Genomic DNA, 16,345 nt, shown 5'->3' with positions numbered 1-16,345 from the left:
GCTAATCTTCTGGATGTCGGCAGGCGCTCGCACCCAGCAGTGAGAGACCCAAGACAACACCCATGCGCGGGTGGCGGAATAGGCAGACGCGCTGGATTCAGGTTCCAGTGCCCGAAAGGGCGTGGGGGTTCAACTCCCCCCTCGCGCACCATGTGGAGCGGGTCTCCATCAGGACGGAAGTTCTGGTGGGGGCCCGCTTTCGCGTTGTCGGTGGGTTGTTGTTCGTGGGTCGTGGGCGGTGGGTGCGGGCGGTGGGCGGTGGGTGCGGGGTGCTGGCTGGAGGGCAGTCGGCGGCCGAGAGATCACGGGGGCAGGAGCCTGGCGGTGAGCTATCTCACTGCGCAGGCCGGCCCTCGCGAGCACGGCCGAGGCGATCAGCAGTGCGAAGGGGCGGGGAGCGGCGCGGAGCCGGTACGCCGAGGTAGGGGCCGCGCGGAACCGCACCGCACCGCACCGAACGTGCACCGAACGTGCACCGCATCGAACCGCACCGAACCGCATCGAACCGCACCGAACCGCACCGAAGAAGAACGTGAGTGCGGGTCGAGTGGCGACTCTAAGCGGGTTATCCACAGGCTCTGACGCTGTCTTACGCCCGGGGGTACCTTCGGTTCCAGGTGAGCCCATGAGGGCCGCCGGACGTGGGGGATGCGGGGGCGAGGCAATGGCCAGGGCGGGTAAAGACGGCGCGGAGTTCGGTGGTCCGGGGTCCGGTGGTGCGGAGTCCGAGGGTGCGGAGTTCGAAGGTGCGCGACTTCCGTACGTGAAGGGGTTCGCCCAGTGGCCTTCACTGGCGTCGCGAGGCGCGCAGGAATCGCAGGGCTCGCGGCGGTCGCAGACCGTGCCGGAGCAGCCGAAGCGGGAGGGCAAGGCGGTGCGTGCGCGGGTCAGCCGTGCCTCGCACGAGTGGTTCGCCGAGGATGACGGCCGGCCCGATCCGGTCGAGGCCGTGGAGGAGTCCAACCGCGCCAGGCTTCCCGAGCTCACGCCGATCCGGATGGGCAGGATGGCCGCGTCGCCCTTCGCCTTCCTGCGCGGCGCCGCCGGTCTGATGGCGTACGACCTCGCGCGGACCCCTGTGACGGGGATAGGCGCCCAGATATGCGGTGACGCGCACGCGGCGAACTTCGGGCTGTACGCGGACGCGCGGGGCGGCCTGGTCATGGACCTGAACGACTTCGACGAGACGGGGTACGGGCCCTGGGAGTGGGACGTGAAGCGGCTCGCGGCCTCGCTCGTGCTCGCGGGGCGGGAGGCGGGGGCCAGCGAGGACGTCTGCAGGGAAGCGGCGTTCGACGCGGTGGGGGCGTATCGGCGCACGATGCGGCTGCTCGCGAAGCTTCCGGTGCTTGACGCGTGGAACGCCATCGCGGACGAGAAGTTGGTCTCGCACACGGACGCCCGGGACCTGCTCGGCACCCTGGAGAGCGTCTCCGAGAAGGCCCGGCAGAACACGAGTGCCCGGTTTGCGGCCAAGTCGACCGAGCGGGTAGAGGGCGAGGGTGGCCTCGCGGGGCGGCGCTTCGTGGACGCACCGCCGGTGCTTCGGCGAATACCGGACGCGGAGGCGGCCGAGGTCGCCTCCGCCCTCGGGGAGTACGTGGGCACGCTGTCCGAGGACCGCCTGCCGCTGCTCGCGCGGTACGCGATCCAGGACGTGGCGTTCCGCGTCGTGGGCACGGGCAGCGTCGGCCTGCGGTCGTATGTCGTGCTGCTCCTCGACCACCGGGGCGAGCCGCTGGTGCTCCAGGTCAAGGAGGCGAGGGCGTCCGCGCTGCTTCCGCACCTGCCCACGGCGGGCTTCGCGGTGCCGGAGGCCAGGCACGAGGGGCACAGGGTAGTGCTCGGACAGAAGCGGATGCAGGTGGTCAGTGACTTCCTGCTGGGGTGGACGACGGTGGCCGGGCGGGCCTTCCAGGTACGGCAGTTCAGGAACCGTAAGGGCAGCGTGGACCCGGCGGCACTGGCCGCCGACCAGATCGACGACTACGGCCGGATGACCGGAGCCCTGCTGGCGCGCGCGCATGCGCACAGCGTCGACCCGCGGCTGATCGCGGGGTACGTCGGCAAGAACGATGAGCTGGATACGGCGGTGGCGGCGTTCGCGGTGGCTTACGCGAACCGGACGGAGGCGGACCACGCGGAGCTGGTGCGCGCGGTCAAGGAGGGGCGGGTGGCGGCGGAGGCGGGGGTGTGAGGTGGGGGGGTGGGGGGATGGGGGGGGAGGGGGAGCCCCCCCCGTGAAGACGAAGCCGAGGGCCGCCCGACCCAGAGATGCCGCTAGGTCAGACCGGTATCGCGGTGGCCTAGGCTGGACGGGTGACAACCCCGGAAGCCGAGCCGACGCAGCCCCAGACGCCTGATCCTCATCCCGATCCCGTGACCGCTGGTCGCGAAGCTCCCGAGGGAGCGGCGGGGCAGGGCGCGTCGGGTCAAGGCGGCGCCGCGCGGCCGGAGGACCGGCTGGAGAAGGCGGTCCGGGCGGCCGAGCAGGCGCTGATCGAGTACGAGATCGCCGTCGAGACGTTCCGGGTCGAGGTCGAGAACTTCTCCCGGCTCCACCACCAGAAGCTCGGCCCGATGTACGCGCGCCTCGACGAGCTGGACGCGGAGATCGCCGAGGCACAGGCGGCCCGCAGCGGTGACCCGGAGGACCGGCGCAAGGCGGACGAGGCGCGGGCGCGGGTCATGCCGATGCCCGGTGTCGAAGAGCTGTTCCACGGCTGGATGGACGGTGAGGGCCTCTTCCCGGAGGCCGCCGCGATGCTGACCGATCAGTCGGTGCGGCCCCCGCAGCGGGTGCGGCCCAGCGACGAGGCCCGCAAGCTCTACCGAGAGCTCGTCCGCAAGTCCCACCCCGACCTGGCCCAGGAGGATCAGGAGCGGAGCCGCCGCGAGGAGTTCATCACGAGGGTGAACGCCGCCTACGCCCGTGGTGACGAGGCCCTGCTGCGGGAGCTTTCCGCGGAGTGGGCCGCCGGCCCCGTGGCCAAGCAGCAGTGGCCGAACAAGAGCGAAGAGCTCTACGCACGCCTCGAGTGGCTCGCGCAGCGCAAGGAGCTGCTCACGGTGATCGCCCAGGAGCTGGAGGAGGGTGCGATCGGCGCGATGCTGCGGATGGCGCCGGACGATCCGGACCAGCTCCTCGACGAGATCGCCGAGCAGCTGCTCGCGCAGGTCACCGAGCGTGAGGCCGAGCTTGCGCGGCTGACCGCCTAGCTCGTCGGGTAGCGTCGGGGACATGGCTTTCGGATCTCATGTGCCCACGGTCGGCGTCCACGACCTCGCGAGCGGCGACTTTCTCCTTGACGTACGCGAGGACGAGGAATGGCAGGCGGGGCATGCCGCGGGCGCGTTGCACATCCCGATGAGCGAGTTCGTCGCCCGTTTCGGCGAGTTGACCGAGGCCGCCCCGCAGGACGGCAAGGTCAATGTCATCTGCCGGGTCGGTGGACGCTCCGCGCAGGTGGCCATGTACCTCGTCCAGCAGGGTGTCGACGCGGTGAACGTCGACGGCGGCATGCAGAGCTGGGAGGCGGCCGGGCGGCCCGTCGTGGACGACAAGGGCCAGCCGGGCACCGTGATCTAGTTCGCGGGCTGTGCCGGCTGCTGGTTCAGCCGAGCGGGTGGGCGGCGAGCAGGTCGCCCAGTGCCTCCTCGTGCGCCGCGGCCGGGCCGAGGGACAGCTCCAGTTGTTTGGCCCATGCGTGGTACCGGTGCAGGGGGTAGTCGGTGTCGGATCCGAAGCCGCCGTGCAGATGCTGCGCTGTCTGCACCACTCTGCGTACGCCGTCCGACGCCCAGATCTTGGCGACGGCGACATCTCCCGTGGCCGGCAGGGCGCCGCTCGCGCCGGTGCTGATGCGCCAAGCGGCCTGCCAGAGGGTGACTTCCATCGCGCGCAGGTCGATGTAACGGTCGGCCGCCTGCACCGCCACGGCCTGGAAGGTCGCGACGGGGAAGCCGAACTGCTCGCGCTTGCTGGTGTATTCGCCGGTCATGCTCAGCACGCCTTCGCCGAGGCCGAGCGCCAGTGCACAGGTGCCGGTGGCGAGCAGGTCGCGCAGCCACTCCCAGGCTCCGTCGGCCTCGATGACGTCCGTGCCGCCGATCCGTACGGAATCCAGGCCGAGTTCGCCGAGGCGCTCACCGCTCGTGGACACCTGATCGGCGAGTGTGAGGCCTTCGTGTACGCGGGGGATCAGGGCGAGGATGGTCCTGCCGGTGGATGTGTGGGCGGGCACGACGATGAGGTCGGCGTTCTGTGCCCAGGGCACGGCTGTCTGTGTGCCGTCGAGCAGCCAGTCGTCGCCGTCCTGCCGTGCGGTGACGGAGAGTTCGGCAGGGTCGTGACCGCTGCGGCCGTTCGCCGCGACGGTCAGGACGAGTTCCCCGCGGGCGGCGCGCGGCAGGATCCGCTGCTTGAGATCTTCGCTGCCGTAGGTCTGCACGGCATAGGTGGCAGCGCTGCTCTCCAGGAGCGGGACGCGGGCGAGTTTCTTCGCCGACTCGCGCAGGACCAGGCAGAGGGCGATGGCGTCCAGGCCCGCTCCGCCGTGCTCGGGGTCGAGGAGGAGGCTCAGCAGGTCGGATCCGGCGAGCTTGGCCCACAGGGCGCGGTCGAAGTCCTCGGCGACGGCGCCCGGTACGAGGGCGGGGCTCGGCACGCTGTCGGGTGCGACGGAGGCGAAGAGTGCCTTCGCTGCCTCGACGGCGGCCTGCTGTTCCTCGGTGAAGGTGAAGTCCACTGCTTGTCCTCCCGTGCACCGGCCCGACGATCTGGCTCTGCTGCGCCAACTGTTTCTGACGGGTCGTCAAGATAGAACAGGTTCTATGGGAAGGGAACAGGGACGGGGCCAGGGAAGGTCTCAGCGGTCGAAGTCCAACTCCACCGTGTCCGTGGCCGGGTGCGACTGGCACGCCAGCACGTAGCCGGCCTCGGTCTCCTCCGGCTCGAGCGCGAAGTTGCGGTTCATCCGCACCTCGCCCGAGACCCGGAAGGCCCGGCAGGTCCCGCACACCCCGCCCTTGCAGGCGTACGGCGCGTCCGCGCGGTTGCGCAGCACGGTGTCGAGGAGGGACTCCCCGTCCTGGACCGGCCAGGTGCCGGAGCGCCCGTCGAGCGTCACCGTCACGGTGCTGTGCGCGGGGGCAGCCGTCGTGGCAGCGGGTGCCGGTGCGGCGAGACCGTCGTCCACGTGGAATATCTCCTCGTGGATGCGCTGACGGGCCACGCCCAGGCGGCGCAGCGTCTTCTCCGCGCCCTGCACCAGACCGAACGGACCGCACAGGAACCAGCCCGAGACCTCTCCGACGGGCAGGAGGGCGGGCAGCAGCGTGCCCAGCCGCTCCTCGTCGAGCCGCCCGGAGTCGAGCCCCGACTGCTGTTCCTCCCGGGAGAGCACCGTGACCAGCTGGAACCGGTCCGGCCAGCGGTCCTTGAGGTCGGCGACCTCCTCCAGGAACATCGTCGATGCGGCGGTGCGGTCGCTGCGGATGAGACAGAACGTGGCCTGCGGTTCGCGCTCCAGGAGCGTCGTGACGATGGAGAGCACCGGTGTGATCCCGCTGCCGCCGACGACCGCCGCATAGCGTCCGGGCGCCGGGTCCAGCGTGAAGCGTCCGGCCGGGGTCATCACCTCCAGCTCGTCGCCGACGGCGACTTCCTTCAGGGCGTACGTCGAGAAGGCGCCGCCTTCGACGAAGCGCACCCCGACCCGCAGGGTCCGGGGCTCCGAGGGGCGTTCGGGGTGGGGCGCGGGTGCGCAGATCGAGTACGTACGCCGGATCTCGGTGCCGTCGACGAAGCGGCGGATGGCGAGGTGCTGGCCCGCCGCGTACCGATACTCCTCGCGCAGGGCGGGGGGTACCTCGAAGGTCAGCGTCACGGAGTCGTCGGTGAGCTGCTCGACCGCCGCTACCCGGAGCTGGTGGAAGCGCGCCATCACAACTCCTTGAAGTGGTCGAACGGTTCACGGCAGGCGACGCACCGGCGCAGGGCCTTGCAGGCCGTCGACGAGAAGCGGCTGAGCAGTTCGGTGTCGGTCGAGCCGCAGTGCGGGCAGCGGACCGAGAGGGTGAGCGGTATCGGGCCGCCGCCGCTGCCGGGCCTGTCCGTGCTGTGCGGGCGCGGGGGCGCGATGCCGAACTCCGCCAGTTTGCGGCGGCCCTCGGCGCTGATGTCGTCCGTCGACCAGGCGGGGGAGAGCACGGTGCGCACGGAGACCTCCGCCATTCCGCGCTCGCGCAGCACCTGCTCGATGTCGGCGGTCATGGCCTCTATGGCCGGACAGCCGGTGTACGTGGGGGTCAGTTCGACGTCGACCTTGCCGATGCCGCGGACGTGGACGCTGCGCAGCACTCCGAGCTCGGCCAGCGTGATGACCGGCAGTTCCGGGTCGGGCACGGACCCCGCGAGTGCCATGAGTTCTTCTTCGAGGGCGGTGGTCACCATGACGCCCCCGGGTGGCTGCGGTGCAGATGCTGCATCTCGGCGAGCATCCGTCCGAAGGATTCGGTGTGCAGGCCCTGGCGGCCGGCGCCTGCTGCCCAGGCCCCTTCCTGGGGGCCAGTGGGGACGGTCAGTGTCGCCTTCTCGATGACGGTGGTGATGGACGCCGTCCAATGCTCGTGCAGCTCCTGCCAGTCGACTCCGTCGGAGCCGTCTGTGCTGCTCGCTCCGTCGAGTCCCTCCACCGGCTGGAACATCTCGCCGGTGAACCGCCAGAGCGCGTCGAGCCCGCGCTCCATCCGCTCATGGCTCTCCGCCGTCCCGTCACCGAGCCGCAGCGTCCACTGCTCCGCGTGGTCCTGGTGATAGGCGACTTCTTTGACCGCCTTCGCCGCGAGTGGGGCGAAGGGCTTCTCTGTGCTCGCCAACTGCCCGTACAACAAGGACTGGTAGGTGGAGAAGTAGAGCTGGCGGGCGATGGTGTGGGCGAAGTCGCCGTTCGGCTGCTCGACCAGCTGGAGGTTGCGGAAGGCGCGCTCCTCGCGCAGATAGGCCAGTTCGTCCTCGTCCCCGGCCAGGGAGAGCAGGACGCGGGCCTGGCCGAGCAGGTCCAGGGCGATGTTCGCGAGGGCGACCTCTTCCTCGAGAACGGGTGCGTGGCCGGCCCACTCCCCCAGCCGGTGCGAGAGCACCAGCGCGTCATCGCCCAGGGCGAGGGCGGAGGCGGTGGCCGTCGGGGTCAGGGGCGCGGTCACAGGTGCTTCACCCCCTCCGGGATGTCGTAGAAGGTGGGGTGGCGGTAGGGCTTGTCGCCGGCCGGTTCGAAGAAGGAGTCCTTCTCGTCGGGCGAGGAGGCGGTGATCTGCGTGGACGGCACGACCCAGATCGAGACGCCTTCGCTTCTGCGGGTGTACAGATCGCGGGCATTGCGCAGGGCCATCTCCGCGTCCGGTGCGTGCAGGCTGCCCGCGTGGGTGTGGGAGAGCCCGCGGCGGGAGCGTACGAACACCTCCCACAACGGCCATTCGGTCGTGCTGCTCATGCCTTCGCCTCCCCGTGCTTGGCGGCGAACGCCGCTGCTGCCTCGCGCACCCATGCGCCTTCTTCGTGCGCGCTCTTGCGCTGGGTGATCCGCTGCTCGTTGCAGGGGCCGTTGCCCTTGAGGACCGCCCAGAACTCCGTCCAGTCGATCGGGCCGAAGTCGTGATGCCCCCGCTCCTCGTTCCACACGAGGTCCGGGTCGGGGAGCGTCAGGCCGAGGGACTCGGCCTGAGGGACGCAGATGTCCACGAAGCGCTGGCGCAGCTCGTCGTTCGAGTGGCGCTTGATCTTCCAGGTCATCGACTGCTCCGAGTGCGACGACTCGTCGTCCGGTGGGCCGAACATCATCAGGGAGGGCCACCACCAGCGGTCCACGGCGTCCTGCGCCATCGCATGCTGTGCCTCGGTGCCGCGGCTGAGGGCGAGCAGCGATTCGTACCCCTGGCGCTGGTGGAACGACTCCTCCTTGCAGACGCGGACCATCGCGCGGGCATAGGGGCCGTACGAACAGCGGCAGAGCGGGACCTGGTTCGTGATCGCGGCGCCGTCCACCAGCCAGCCGATCGCGCCGACGTCGGCCCAGGTCAGCGTGGGGTAGTTGAAGATCGACGAGTACCTTTGGCGGCCCGCGTGCAGCTTGTCGAGCATTTCGTCACGGCTGGTGCCGAGGGTCTCGGCCGCGCTGTACAGATACAGGCCGTGACCGGCCTCGTCCTGGACCTTGGCCATCAGGATCGCCTTGCGCCGCAGGGACGGGGCGCGCGTGATCCAGTTGGCCTCCGGCTGCATGCCGATGATCTCGGAGTGCGCGTGTTGCGCTATCTGCCTGACCAGCGTGGCGCGATAGGCGTCGGGCATCCAGTCGCGCGGCTCGATGCGCTCGTCGGCCGCGACCGCGGCGTCGAACGCCGACTCGTGCGCCGCTGTGCGTGCGGCGTCGGCCGCTGCCTGGTCCGTCTCGGACCGGGCCGTCTGATGCTCGGCTGCTGTCGCCATCGCGGTCCCCCTCGACCTTTAGCTAGCTACCGACCGATCGTTCGGTTCGTGGAATTCAATGGTGCGGCTCAGCGCCATAAGGTGTCAACCCTGTGGATAACTTCACGGACGCTGTGCCTGGCGCGCAGGCATGAGTACCGTTCCGGTGCGAGGCGGGCGGTAGAGAGCCGTGTGACGTGCGGGCCGACGGGCGCATCACCGTGCGGGATCGGGAATCGGGGCGGAATGGACGCGAACGACGACAACGCGAACGAGCCGCCGATCCCATCCTTCGACGCCGCCCCCTCACCGTCCGACCGCAGCGCGGCCGCCCCGCCCTCCGACCGCGTCGTCGCCGTCCCGCCTTCCGACCGCGTCGCCGCTGCCCCGTCGGCCACCGGCATCGCGGCTGCGGCTGTCGCCCCGCCTCGCGCCGGCATCGCCGCTCTCTCCCCGCGCTACCAGGTCGCGGCCGCGCTCGCGCTGGCGCTCATCACCGTCACGGCCTGTGTCCACATCGGGATGCTCTTCCTGCACGTCGCCCCCGCGAACACCGTGACGAAGCAGCACGGGCAGACGGTCGACGACTGGATCTACCCCGAGTTCGAGCAGAACTGGAAGCTCTTCGCACCCAACCCGATGCAGCAGAACATCGCCGTGCAGGCGCGCGCCGAGATCCGTACGGACAGCGGATCCACCCGGACCACCGGCTGGTACGACCTCTCCGCGCGCGACGGCGCCGCGATCGACGGCAATCTGCTGCCCAGCCACACGCAGCAGAACGAGCTGCGCAGGGCCTGGGACTTCTACGTCGCCGCGCACGACGCGCAGAATCGTCCCCGCGGCCTGCGCGGCGAGCTCTCGGAGCGCTACATCCGCCGCATCGCGATGATGCGCGTCGAGCGCGAGGAGCCCGGGGGCCGCGGCGCCACCATCGAGCGCGTCCAGGTCCGCTCCAGGACCACGAACGTGCCCGCCCCCCAGTGGAGCGACGAGAAGGTGTCCGCCAAACCGGTGCTCCGCCAGCTGCCGTGGTGGTCGGTGACACCCGACGACATGCCCCTGGGCAAGGCCCAGGGCTCTGAGGGGGGCGCCCGATGAACCGCTTCGGATCCGTCCTCGGGCGCGGCGTCGAACGCGTCACGGCATGCGCCATCGGCCCCTACCAGACCGCCGTGATCCGCATCGGGTTCGCGGCCACCTGGCTGCTCTTCCTGCTCCGCGAACTCCCCCACCGCCTCGAGCTGTACGGGCCCGACGGTCCGTGGAACTGGGACATGGCCCAGCAGCTCATCGCGGAGAACGACGCCTTCACGGCCCTGATGTGGTCCGACGGGCGCATCTGGTTCGAGGCCGTCTACGCGCTCGCCGTCCTGAGCAGCGCCCTGCTGATGCTCGGCTGGCGCACCCGCACGATGTCCGTGCTCTTCATGATCGGCGTGCTTTCGCTGCAGAACCGCTCCATCTTCATGGGCGACGGCGGCGACAACGTCATCCACCTCATGGCCACCTACCTGGTGTTCACGCGCTGCGGCCAGGTCTGGTCGCTCGACGCCCGGCGCGCGGCACGCGCGCGTGTAGCGCCGTTCGACCTGGAGAAGGCAGAGGAGCCCGTCGACCGGGTCGGGCCCGTGCTCTGGTGGGTGCTGGGTCTGGGCCTGTCCGTGGTGACGTTCATGGGGGAGCTGAGCGGCGGCTGGCTGCTGTTCTTCTGGGGGCTCTGGCTGGCGCACGGCCTGTGGTGGGCCGTCGGTCGGCGCGCACCGGACGGTGAGGCGCGCAAGCTGCTCGATGTCGTCGTCAAGCTCGCGCACAACGCGGCCCTGCTGGTGATCATGGTCGAGGCGTGTCTGATCTACGCGACGGCCGGCTGGTACAAGATCCAGGGCAGCCGCTGGCAGGACGGCACGGCCATCTACTACCCCCTGCGTCTCGACTACTTCTCCCCCTGGCCCGCGCTCTCCGACCTGCTGGCCTCGCACGGCGTCATGGTGATGCTGGTGACGTACGGGACGGTCGCCGTGCAGGTCGCCTTCCCCTTCACCCTCTTCAACAGGCGGGTCAAGAACGTCCTCCTGGCCGCCATGATCTTCGAGCACGCGGTGATCGCGGTCGTCCTCGGTCTGCCGTTCTTCTCGCTCGCGATGATCGCGGCCGACGCGGTGTTCCTGCCGACGTCGTTCCTGCGGCGCCTCGGCGGCTGGACGGCACGCGCGCGTGGAGCGCGGTTCTCGCGCGACGGCACGGTGCCGGGGCAGCGCGGGGCGGACGTGGAACCGGCCCGGGAATCCACCGAGCACGCGCGCGTAGGCTTCCCTTCATGAACGGGACGTACAAGGCATGAACGGGACGTACAAGGCATGAGCGGGACGTACGCGGGATGAGCGGGACGCACCGGCGTGATCCGGACGATGCCGTGCGTGCCTGGCGGGAGATCGCCGACGCCTCCGTGCTGCTCGACGGCTTCCACGCCATCAAGCACGCTCTGCGCTTCGGGGCGCTGCTCCCCTCGGCGCTGACCAGCGACAGGGCCGCTGTTCTCGCCCTCGCCGACGAGCTGGCGCCCGATGTGAAGGACGCCCTCGACGCGCTCCTGGTACCGGTCCCGGACGCCGCCCTGCGGGCCCTTGTGCCGCGTCTGCATCCCACCGGGGTCGCCGCCCTCGCGGTACGCCCTTCCCGTGCTGCCAACCTCGATGCGCTGGCCCGCTTGCCGAGGCGCGCTCCGGTCGTCGTCCTCGACGACCCCCGCAATCTGGGCAACGCCGGGGCGGTGATCCGGCTCGCGGCCGGGTTCGGTGCGACGGGCGTCATCACGACCGGCACGCTCGACCCCTGGCATCCCACGGTCGTACGCGGTGGTGCGGGCCTGCACTTCGCCACGGCCGTCGAGCGGATGGACGTCTCCGAGCTGCCGCCGGGGCCGGTGTTCGCGCTCGACGCGGAGGGCGAGGACATCCGCGGCCTCAAGCTGCCGGACGACGCCGTGCTGGCCTTCGGCTCCGAGCGCAGTGGTCTGTCCGCGCAACTGCGGGAGCGCGCCGACCACTTGGTGTCCCTGCCGATGCGGCCCCAGGTCTCCAGCTACAACCTGGCCACCAGCGTGGGGATGACGCTCTTCCACTGGTCGGCGGGCAGGCCCCCGGGCACGGAGGCCTGAACCCGCCGCCGGGCGTCAGGCGTCCCTGCGGATCTCCACCACGCGGAAGCGGTTGGCCACGAAGGCGCCGTCGCACAGGGCGGCGTTCGCCGCGGGGTTGCCGCCCGAGCCGTGGAAGTCCGAGAACGCCGCGGTCTGGTTCACATAGACGCCGCCCGTGAGGTTCAAGGAGAGCTGGGCGCACTCCTCCAGGCAGGTCTCCTCCACGGCGCCGGACACCTCGTCCGACGTCGTGTACGCGCCGACCGTCATCGCGCCCTTGTCGCGCACCGTGCGGCGCAGCAACTCCACGGCGTCCGCGGAGGAGTCGACCGCGACGGCGAAGGAGACGGGGCCGAAGCACTCGTCCAGATAGACCGCCTCGGCGTCCGTCTTCGCACCGTCCAGCTTGACGATGACCGGGGTGCGGACCACGGCGTCCGGGAACTCGGGGTTGCTGATCTCCCGTGAGGGGAGGGCCACTTCGCCGAGTCCGGCCGCTGCCTCCAGGCGGGACTTCACACCGGGGTTGACCAGGGCGCCGAGGATGCCGTTCGCCCGTGCGTCGTCGCCGAGCAGGCCGTTCACCGACGCGGCGAGGTCGGACACCACGTCGTCGTACGACTTGGCTCCGGCGTCCGTCGCGATGCCGTCCCGGGGGATCAGGAGGTTCTGCGGGGTCGTGCACATCTGGCCGCTGTAGAGCGACAGGGAGAAGGCCAGGTTGGACAGCATCCCCTTGTAGTTGTCCGTCGAGTCGACGACGACCGTGTTGACGCCGGCCTTCTCCGTGTAGACCTGTGCCTGGCGGGCGTTGGCCTCCAGCCAGTCTCCGAAGGCCGTCGAACCCGTGTAGTCGATGATCTTGACCTCGGGGCGGACCGCGAGCGACTTGGCGATGCCTTCGTCAGGCCGCTCGGCGGCCAGGCACACCAGGTTCGGGTCGAAGCCCGCGTCGGCGAGCGCCTCGCGCGCGATGCGCACCGTCAGGGCGAGCGGCAGTACCGCGCGCGGGTGGGGCTTGACCAGCACGGGGTTGCCGGTGGCCAGGGAGGCGAAGAGGCCCGGGTAGCCGTTCCACGTCGGGAAGGTGTTGCAGCCGATCAGGAGCGCGATGCCGCGCGCCACGGGCGTGAAGCGCTTGTCCAGGGCGATCGGGTCGCGCTTGCCCTGGGGCTTGGACCACTCGGCGGCGTCAGGGGTGCGGGCCTGTTCCACGTACGCATACGCCACCGCTTCGAGGCCGCGGTCCTGGGCGTGCGGGCCGCCCGCCTGGAAGGCCATCATGAAGGCTTGGCCGCTGGTGTGCATGACCGCGTGCGCCATCTCGTGCGTGCGGGCGCTGATGCGCGACAGGATCTCCAGACAGACCATCGCGCGCACTTCCGCGCCCGCCTCGCGCCAGGCGCGCATTCCGGCGCGCATCGCCGGCAGCAGCGTGTCGATGTCCGCGTGGGGGTACGTGATGCCCAGCTCGGGGCCGTACGGCGAGACCTCCGCGCCCGTCCAGTCGTCCGTGCCCGGTTGGTCGAGGTCGAAGCGGCTGCCCAGGAGGGCGTCGAAGGCGGTCTTGCCCTCGGGCAGGCTCAGGCTGCCGTTCTCTCCATAGGCCTTGGGGTGCTCGGGGTGCGGCGACCAGTACGCGCGCGTGCGGATCGTCTCCAGCGCCTGGTCGAGTGTGGGCCGGTGCGTTTCGATCAGCTGGTGCGCGGTGAGTTCGGCGGCCATATCGGACCAACTCCTCGTCGAGCCGGCTCTTCGTCGGGCCGGCGAGCTGGGCAGGGCGGTGGGCAGGAACAGACGGACAGGGCTAGAGTAACCGAACGATCGGTCGGGACAAGGGGGTCCGCCGAACCTGTGGACAACTTCTCGCCGGGCACCCCGCACCCTCCGGCGGACACCTCGTGCGGGAGGATCGCGAACATGACAGCACTCGAGCTCAGCAGCCCCGTTGCCGTGGTCGGCACCGGCACCATGGGGCAGGGCATCGCCCAGGTCGCCCTGCTGGCCGGCCACCCCGTGCGGCTGTACGACGCCGTGGAGGGCCAGGCGAAGACCGCGGCCGCCGCGATCGGTGCACGCCTGGACCGGCTCGTCGAGAAGGGCAGGCTCACGGCCGATGACCGGTCCGCCGCGGGGGACCGGCTCACACCGGTCGGCAGCCTCGCCGAGCTGGCCGGGTGCGGACTGGTCATCGAGGCGATCGTGGAACAACTGCCCGTCAAGCAAGGCCTCTTCGAAGAGCTCGAGGGGATCGTGGCCGAGGACTGTCTGCTCGCCACCAACACGTCCTCCCTGTCCGTCACCGCCATCGCGGGCACGCTCAGGAGGCCCGGCCGCTTCGTCGGCCTGCACTTCTTCAACCCCGCGCCGCTCCTCCCCCTCGTCGAGGTCGTCAGCGGCTTCGCGAGCGACGAAACGGCCGCCACGCGCGCGTACGAGACGGCGCGGGCCTGGGGCAAGACACCGGTGCGCAGCGCGGACACCCCCGGCTTCATCGTCAACCGCGTCGCACGCCCCTTCTACGCCGAGGCGCTGCGCGTCCACGAGGAGCGGGCCGCCGACCCAGCCACCATCGACGCCGTGCTGCGCGAATCCGGCGGCTTCAAGATGGGCCCCTTCGAACTCACCGATCTCATCGGCCAGGACGTCAATGAGGCCGTCACCCGCTCCGTGTGGGAGTCCTTCTTCCAGGACCCCAAGTTCACGCCCTCGCTCGCCCAGCGCCGACTGGTCGAATCGCGCCGCCTGGGCCGCAAGTCGGGCCAGGGCTGGTACGCGTACGGGGACGACGCCCCGCGCGCGGAGCCGCACACGGCACAGGACGTGCCGGCCCCGGCGTCCGTCGCGGTGCACGGGGAGCTGTTCCAGGCACAGGCCCTGGCCGAGCTGATCGGCGGCGCCGGGATCGACGTCGCGTACGAGGACCCCCTCGACGCCGACTACCCCGGATGGATCGAACTCCCCGGTGGAGCACGGCTGTTCCTTGCCGACGGTTCCCTGGCGGACGACGCCGAGGTGCCCGTGATCCACTTCGATCTAGCGCTCGACTACAGGTCAGCGACCCGGATCGCCCTGGCGCCCGGCGCGACGGTGGGCGAGGAGCAGATCCAGGAAGCCGTGGGCCTCTTCCAGGCGCTGGGCAAGCAGGTCAGCGTCGTCGCCGATGTCCCGGGGATGATCGTGGCCCGCACCGTCGCCATGCTCGTCGACTTCGCCCAGGACGCCGTCGCGCGCGGTGTCGCCGACAGACAGGACGTCGACACGGCGATGCGCCTGGGCGTCAACTACCCGCGCGGGCCGCTCGCGTGGGGCGATGAGCTCGGCGCCGGGTGGGTCCTCGACACCCTGGAGCGCCTGCACATGGAGTACCCCACCGGCCGCTACGCGCCGTCCCAGGCGCTGCGCCGCGCGGCAGCGCGAGAGGACCACTGATGACCACCACCAGGCGTGACACGTACACCCCGGAGACCCTCCTGACGGTGGCGGTACGGATCTTCAACGAGCGCGGTTACGACGGCACGTCCATGGAGCACCTCTCCAAGGCGGCCGGTATCTCCAAGTCCTCGATCTACCACCACGTATCGGGCAAGGAGGAGTTGCTGCGCCGCGCGGTCAGCCGCGCGCTCGACGGGCTCTTCGGGATCCTCGCCGAGGAGCACGCGCGCGTGGGCACCGCCGTGCAGCGCCTGGAACACGTCACGCGCCGCACCGTCGAGGTGCTCATCGCCGAACTGCCCTATGTGACGCTGCTGCTGCGCGTGCGCGGCAACACCGACACCGAGCGGTGGGCCATGGAGCGGCGCAGGGAGTTCGACCAGCAGGTCGCCGATCTGCTCAAGGAAGCGGTCGCCGACGGCGATCTGCGCTCGGACGTCGAGCTGCGCCTCGCCACCCGGCTGCTCTTCGGAATGATCAACTCCATCGTGGAGTGGTACCGCCCGGACGCCCGTGGCGCCTCGTCGGGCGAGCAGGTCGCCGACGCCGTCGTCCAGATGGCCTTCGCGGGTCTGCGAAGCGCCGGCTGACGGACCGGCTCTCCGGACCGGGCCAGGTCAGCTCTCCGCCTCCAGGTCGTCCTCCTCGAAGACCAGCAACGTACGCGTGCTGAGCACTTCGGGGATGGACTGCAGGCGGGTGAGGACCAGTTCGCGCAGCGCGCGGTTGTCCGGCGTGTGCACCAGGAGCAGTACGTCGAAGTCGCCGCTGACCAGCGCGATGTGCGAGGCGCCCGGCAGGGTCCGCAGGTGCTCGCGGACCGTGCGCCAGGTGTTCTGGACGATCTTGAGCGTGATGTACGCGGATGCGCCCTGGCCTGCCCGTTCGTGGTTGATGCGGGCGCCGAATCCGCGGATCACGCCGTCGTCGATCAGCCGGTTGATGCGCGCGTACGCGTTGGCCCGTGACACATGGACCCGCTCGGCCACGGCACGTATCGACGCGCGACCGTCCGTGTGCAGGATGTGCAGGATGTCGCGGTCGATCGGGTCCAGCGGGCGGGGCACGCTCTCCTGGCGGTCGCCTGACCGGCTTTCCGGACGATCACCGTCGCGACCGTCGGCCATTCGTTCAGATGCCATGTCCCCCCGCCTCCTTACCATGGACGTACTGCATCCATACCAGGCTGTGGAGAACCGTTTGTCCACAGCCTGGAGGTGCCTGTAGCCAAAATGTGCCGACGACCGAACAATCGGTAGGTGAGGCGCCTCACACTGTCGCGCCTCTTTGCCGCTCCCACG

16 protein-coding genes and 1 tRNA gene are annotated in these 16,345 nt (G+C 70.4%); 9 read left to right on the top strand and 8 right to left on the bottom strand.

Translation table 11 applies throughout. The features are described from left to right. Positions 1-64: 64 nt before the first annotated feature. The 4 genes from AC5P1C_RS04340 (at position 65) to AC5P1C_RS04325 (ending at position 3,589) form a co-directional block, all read left to right on the top strand. Positions 65-151, top strand: a tRNA-Leu gene (locus tag AC5P1C_RS04340). A 513-nt stretch (positions 152-664) separates the two neighbouring features. Continuing rightward, positions 665-2,197 carry a DUF2252 domain-containing protein gene (locus AC5P1C_RS04335; protein WP_493864310.1) on the top strand — a complete coding sequence of 511 codons (1,533 nt, stop codon included), beginning with the start codon at positions 665-667 and terminating at the stop codon, positions 2,195-2,197. Positions 2,198-2,319: 122 nt separating this feature from the next. Further along, entirely contained in the window at positions 2,320-3,219 is a 900-nt protein-coding gene (locus tag AC5P1C_RS04330) for a J domain-containing protein (RefSeq protein ID WP_493864309.1), read from the top strand. A 22-nt stretch (positions 3,220-3,241) separates the two neighbouring features. After that, a complete protein-coding gene (locus AC5P1C_RS04325) occupies positions 3,242-3,589 on the top strand; it encodes a rhodanese-like domain-containing protein (RefSeq protein ID WP_493864308.1) in 348 nt (115 codons plus the stop codon). A 25-nt stretch (positions 3,590-3,614) separates the two neighbouring features. Here the strand turns inward: AC5P1C_RS04325 and AC5P1C_RS04320 are convergent, their stop codons facing one another. The 6 genes from AC5P1C_RS04320 to paaA form a co-directional block, all read right to left on the bottom strand. Continuing rightward, positions 3,615-4,748, bottom strand: coding sequence for an acyl-CoA dehydrogenase family protein (locus AC5P1C_RS04320; protein WP_493864307.1), 1,134 nt, complete (start codon positions 4,746-4,748; stop codon positions 3,615-3,617). Between the two features lie 120 nt (positions 4,749-4,868). Continuing rightward, the gene (locus AC5P1C_RS04315; protein WP_493864306.1) at positions 4,869-5,945 is read right to left on the bottom strand and encodes a 2Fe-2S iron-sulfur cluster-binding protein; all 1,077 of its coding nucleotides are present in this window, start codon (positions 5,943-5,945) and stop codon (positions 4,869-4,871) included. Next, positions 5,945-6,454: a 1,2-phenylacetyl-CoA epoxidase subunit PaaD gene (gene paaD, locus AC5P1C_RS04310; RefSeq protein WP_493864305.1), complete on the bottom strand. Its 510-nt coding sequence runs from the start codon at positions 6,452-6,454 to the stop codon at positions 5,945-5,947. The genes AC5P1C_RS04315 and paaD overlap by 1 nt, the downstream gene beginning before the upstream one ends. Next, positions 6,448-7,206: a 1,2-phenylacetyl-CoA epoxidase subunit PaaC gene (gene paaC / locus AC5P1C_RS04305; RefSeq protein ID WP_493864304.1), complete on the bottom strand. Its 759-nt coding sequence runs from the start codon at positions 7,204-7,206 to the stop codon at positions 6,448-6,450. Before paaC ends, paaD begins: the two co-directional genes overlap by 7 nt. Beyond that, positions 7,203-7,493, bottom strand: coding sequence for a 1,2-phenylacetyl-CoA epoxidase subunit PaaB (paaB, locus tag AC5P1C_RS04300; RefSeq protein ID WP_493864303.1), 291 nt, complete (start codon positions 7,491-7,493; stop codon positions 7,203-7,205). Before paaB ends, paaC begins: the two co-directional genes overlap by 4 nt. Next, positions 7,490-8,488: a 1,2-phenylacetyl-CoA epoxidase subunit PaaA gene (gene paaA, locus AC5P1C_RS04295; protein WP_493864302.1), complete on the bottom strand. Its 999-nt coding sequence runs from the start codon at positions 8,486-8,488 to the stop codon at positions 7,490-7,492. Before paaA ends, paaB begins: the two co-directional genes overlap by 4 nt. Before the next feature lie 225 nt (positions 8,489-8,713). Between paaA and AC5P1C_RS04290 the strand changes: the two genes are divergently transcribed. Genes AC5P1C_RS04290 through AC5P1C_RS04280 form a run of 3 tightly spaced genes read left to right on the top strand, consistent with a single transcriptional unit; the run spans position 8,714 to position 11,627 of the window. Further along, positions 8,714-9,568: a DUF5819 family protein gene (locus AC5P1C_RS04290; protein ID WP_493864301.1), complete on the top strand. Its 855-nt coding sequence runs from the start codon at positions 8,714-8,716 to the stop codon at positions 9,566-9,568. After that, positions 9,565-10,791 (top strand): HTTM domain-containing protein, encoded by a 1,227-nt coding sequence (locus tag AC5P1C_RS04285; protein ID WP_493864300.1) that lies wholly within the window; start codon positions 9,565-9,567, stop codon positions 10,789-10,791. The genes AC5P1C_RS04290 and AC5P1C_RS04285 overlap by 4 nt, the downstream gene beginning before the upstream one ends. 56 nt (positions 10,792-10,847) lie before the next feature. Beyond that, a complete protein-coding gene (locus tag AC5P1C_RS04280; RefSeq protein ID WP_493864299.1) occupies positions 10,848-11,627 on the top strand; it encodes a TrmH family RNA methyltransferase in 780 nt (259 codons plus the stop codon). Between the two features lie 15 nt (positions 11,628-11,642). Here AC5P1C_RS04280 and paaN read toward each other — a convergent pair whose 3' ends face one another. Further along, on the bottom strand, positions 11,643-13,334 hold the full coding sequence (gene paaN, locus AC5P1C_RS04275; RefSeq protein WP_493864298.1) for a phenylacetic acid degradation protein PaaN: 1,692 nt from the start codon (positions 13,332-13,334) through the stop codon (positions 11,643-11,645). Positions 13,335-13,529: 195 nt separating this feature from the next. Here paaN and AC5P1C_RS04270 point away from each other — a divergent pair, with 195 nt between their 5' ends. Both AC5P1C_RS04270 and AC5P1C_RS04265 read left to right on the top strand, forming a co-directional pair. Next, the gene (locus AC5P1C_RS04270) at positions 13,530-15,041 is read left to right on the top strand and encodes a 3-hydroxyacyl-CoA dehydrogenase (RefSeq protein ID WP_493864297.1); all 1,512 of its coding nucleotides are present in this window, start codon (positions 13,530-13,532) and stop codon (positions 15,039-15,041) included. After that, complete coding sequence (locus AC5P1C_RS04265) at positions 15,041-15,634, top strand: TetR/AcrR family transcriptional regulator (RefSeq protein ID WP_493864296.1); 594 nt, start codon at positions 15,041-15,043, stop codon at positions 15,632-15,634. Before AC5P1C_RS04270 ends, AC5P1C_RS04265 begins: the two co-directional genes overlap by 1 nt. Before the next feature lie 27 nt (positions 15,635-15,661). On the opposite strand, the gene AC5P1C_RS04260 is transcribed toward AC5P1C_RS04265, so the two are convergent. Continuing rightward, positions 15,662-16,171: an Lrp/AsnC family transcriptional regulator gene (locus tag AC5P1C_RS04260; RefSeq protein WP_493864520.1), complete on the bottom strand. Its 510-nt coding sequence runs from the start codon at positions 16,169-16,171 to the stop codon at positions 15,662-15,664. Positions 16,172-16,345: the final 174 nt, after the last annotated feature.

It is taken from the genome of Streptomyces sp. A18 (assembly GCF_059026065.1).
This window is presented reverse-complemented; position numbering and strand designations above follow the sequence as displayed.

Bases quoted from the DNA above. Each gene is read 5' to 3' on its own strand.
- AC5P1C_RS04265 (WP_493864296.1), top strand. From the start codon at position 15,041: ATGACCACCACCAGGCGTGACACGTACACCCCGGAGACCCTCCTGACG.
- paaN (WP_493864298.1), bottom strand. From the start codon at position 13,334: ATGGCCGCCGAACTCACCGCGCACCAGCTGATCGAAACGCACCGGCCC.
- AC5P1C_RS04270 (WP_493864297.1), top strand. From the start codon at position 13,530: ATGACAGCACTCGAGCTCAGCAGCCCCGTTGCCGTGGTCGGCACCGGC.
- AC5P1C_RS04315 (WP_493864306.1), bottom strand. From the start codon at position 5,945: ATGGCGCGCTTCCACCAGCTCCGGGTAGCGGCGGTCGAGCAGCTCACC.
- AC5P1C_RS04260 (WP_493864520.1), bottom strand. From the start codon at position 16,171: ATGGCCGACGGTCGCGACGGTGATCGTCCGGAAAGCCGGTCAGGCGAC.
- AC5P1C_RS04290 (WP_493864301.1), top strand. From the start codon at position 8,714: ATGGACGCGAACGACGACAACGCGAACGAGCCGCCGATCCCATCCTTC.
- AC5P1C_RS04335 (WP_493864310.1), top strand. From the start codon at position 665: ATGGCCAGGGCGGGTAAAGACGGCGCGGAGTTCGGTGGTCCGGGGTCC.
- AC5P1C_RS04285 (WP_493864300.1), top strand. From the start codon at position 9,565: ATGAACCGCTTCGGATCCGTCCTCGGGCGCGGCGTCGAACGCGTCACG.
- paaA (WP_493864302.1), bottom strand. From the start codon at position 8,488: ATGGCGACAGCAGCCGAGCATCAGACGGCCCGGTCCGAGACGGACCAG.
- AC5P1C_RS04325 (WP_493864308.1), top strand. From the start codon at position 3,242: ATGGCTTTCGGATCTCATGTGCCCACGGTCGGCGTCCACGACCTCGCG.
- paaB (WP_493864303.1), bottom strand. From the start codon at position 7,493: ATGAGCAGCACGACCGAATGGCCGTTGTGGGAGGTGTTCGTACGCTCC.
- paaD (WP_493864305.1), bottom strand. From the start codon at position 6,454: ATGGTGACCACCGCCCTCGAAGAAGAACTCATGGCACTCGCGGGGTCC.
- AC5P1C_RS04280 (WP_493864299.1), top strand. From the start codon at position 10,848: ATGAGCGGGACGCACCGGCGTGATCCGGACGATGCCGTGCGTGCCTGG.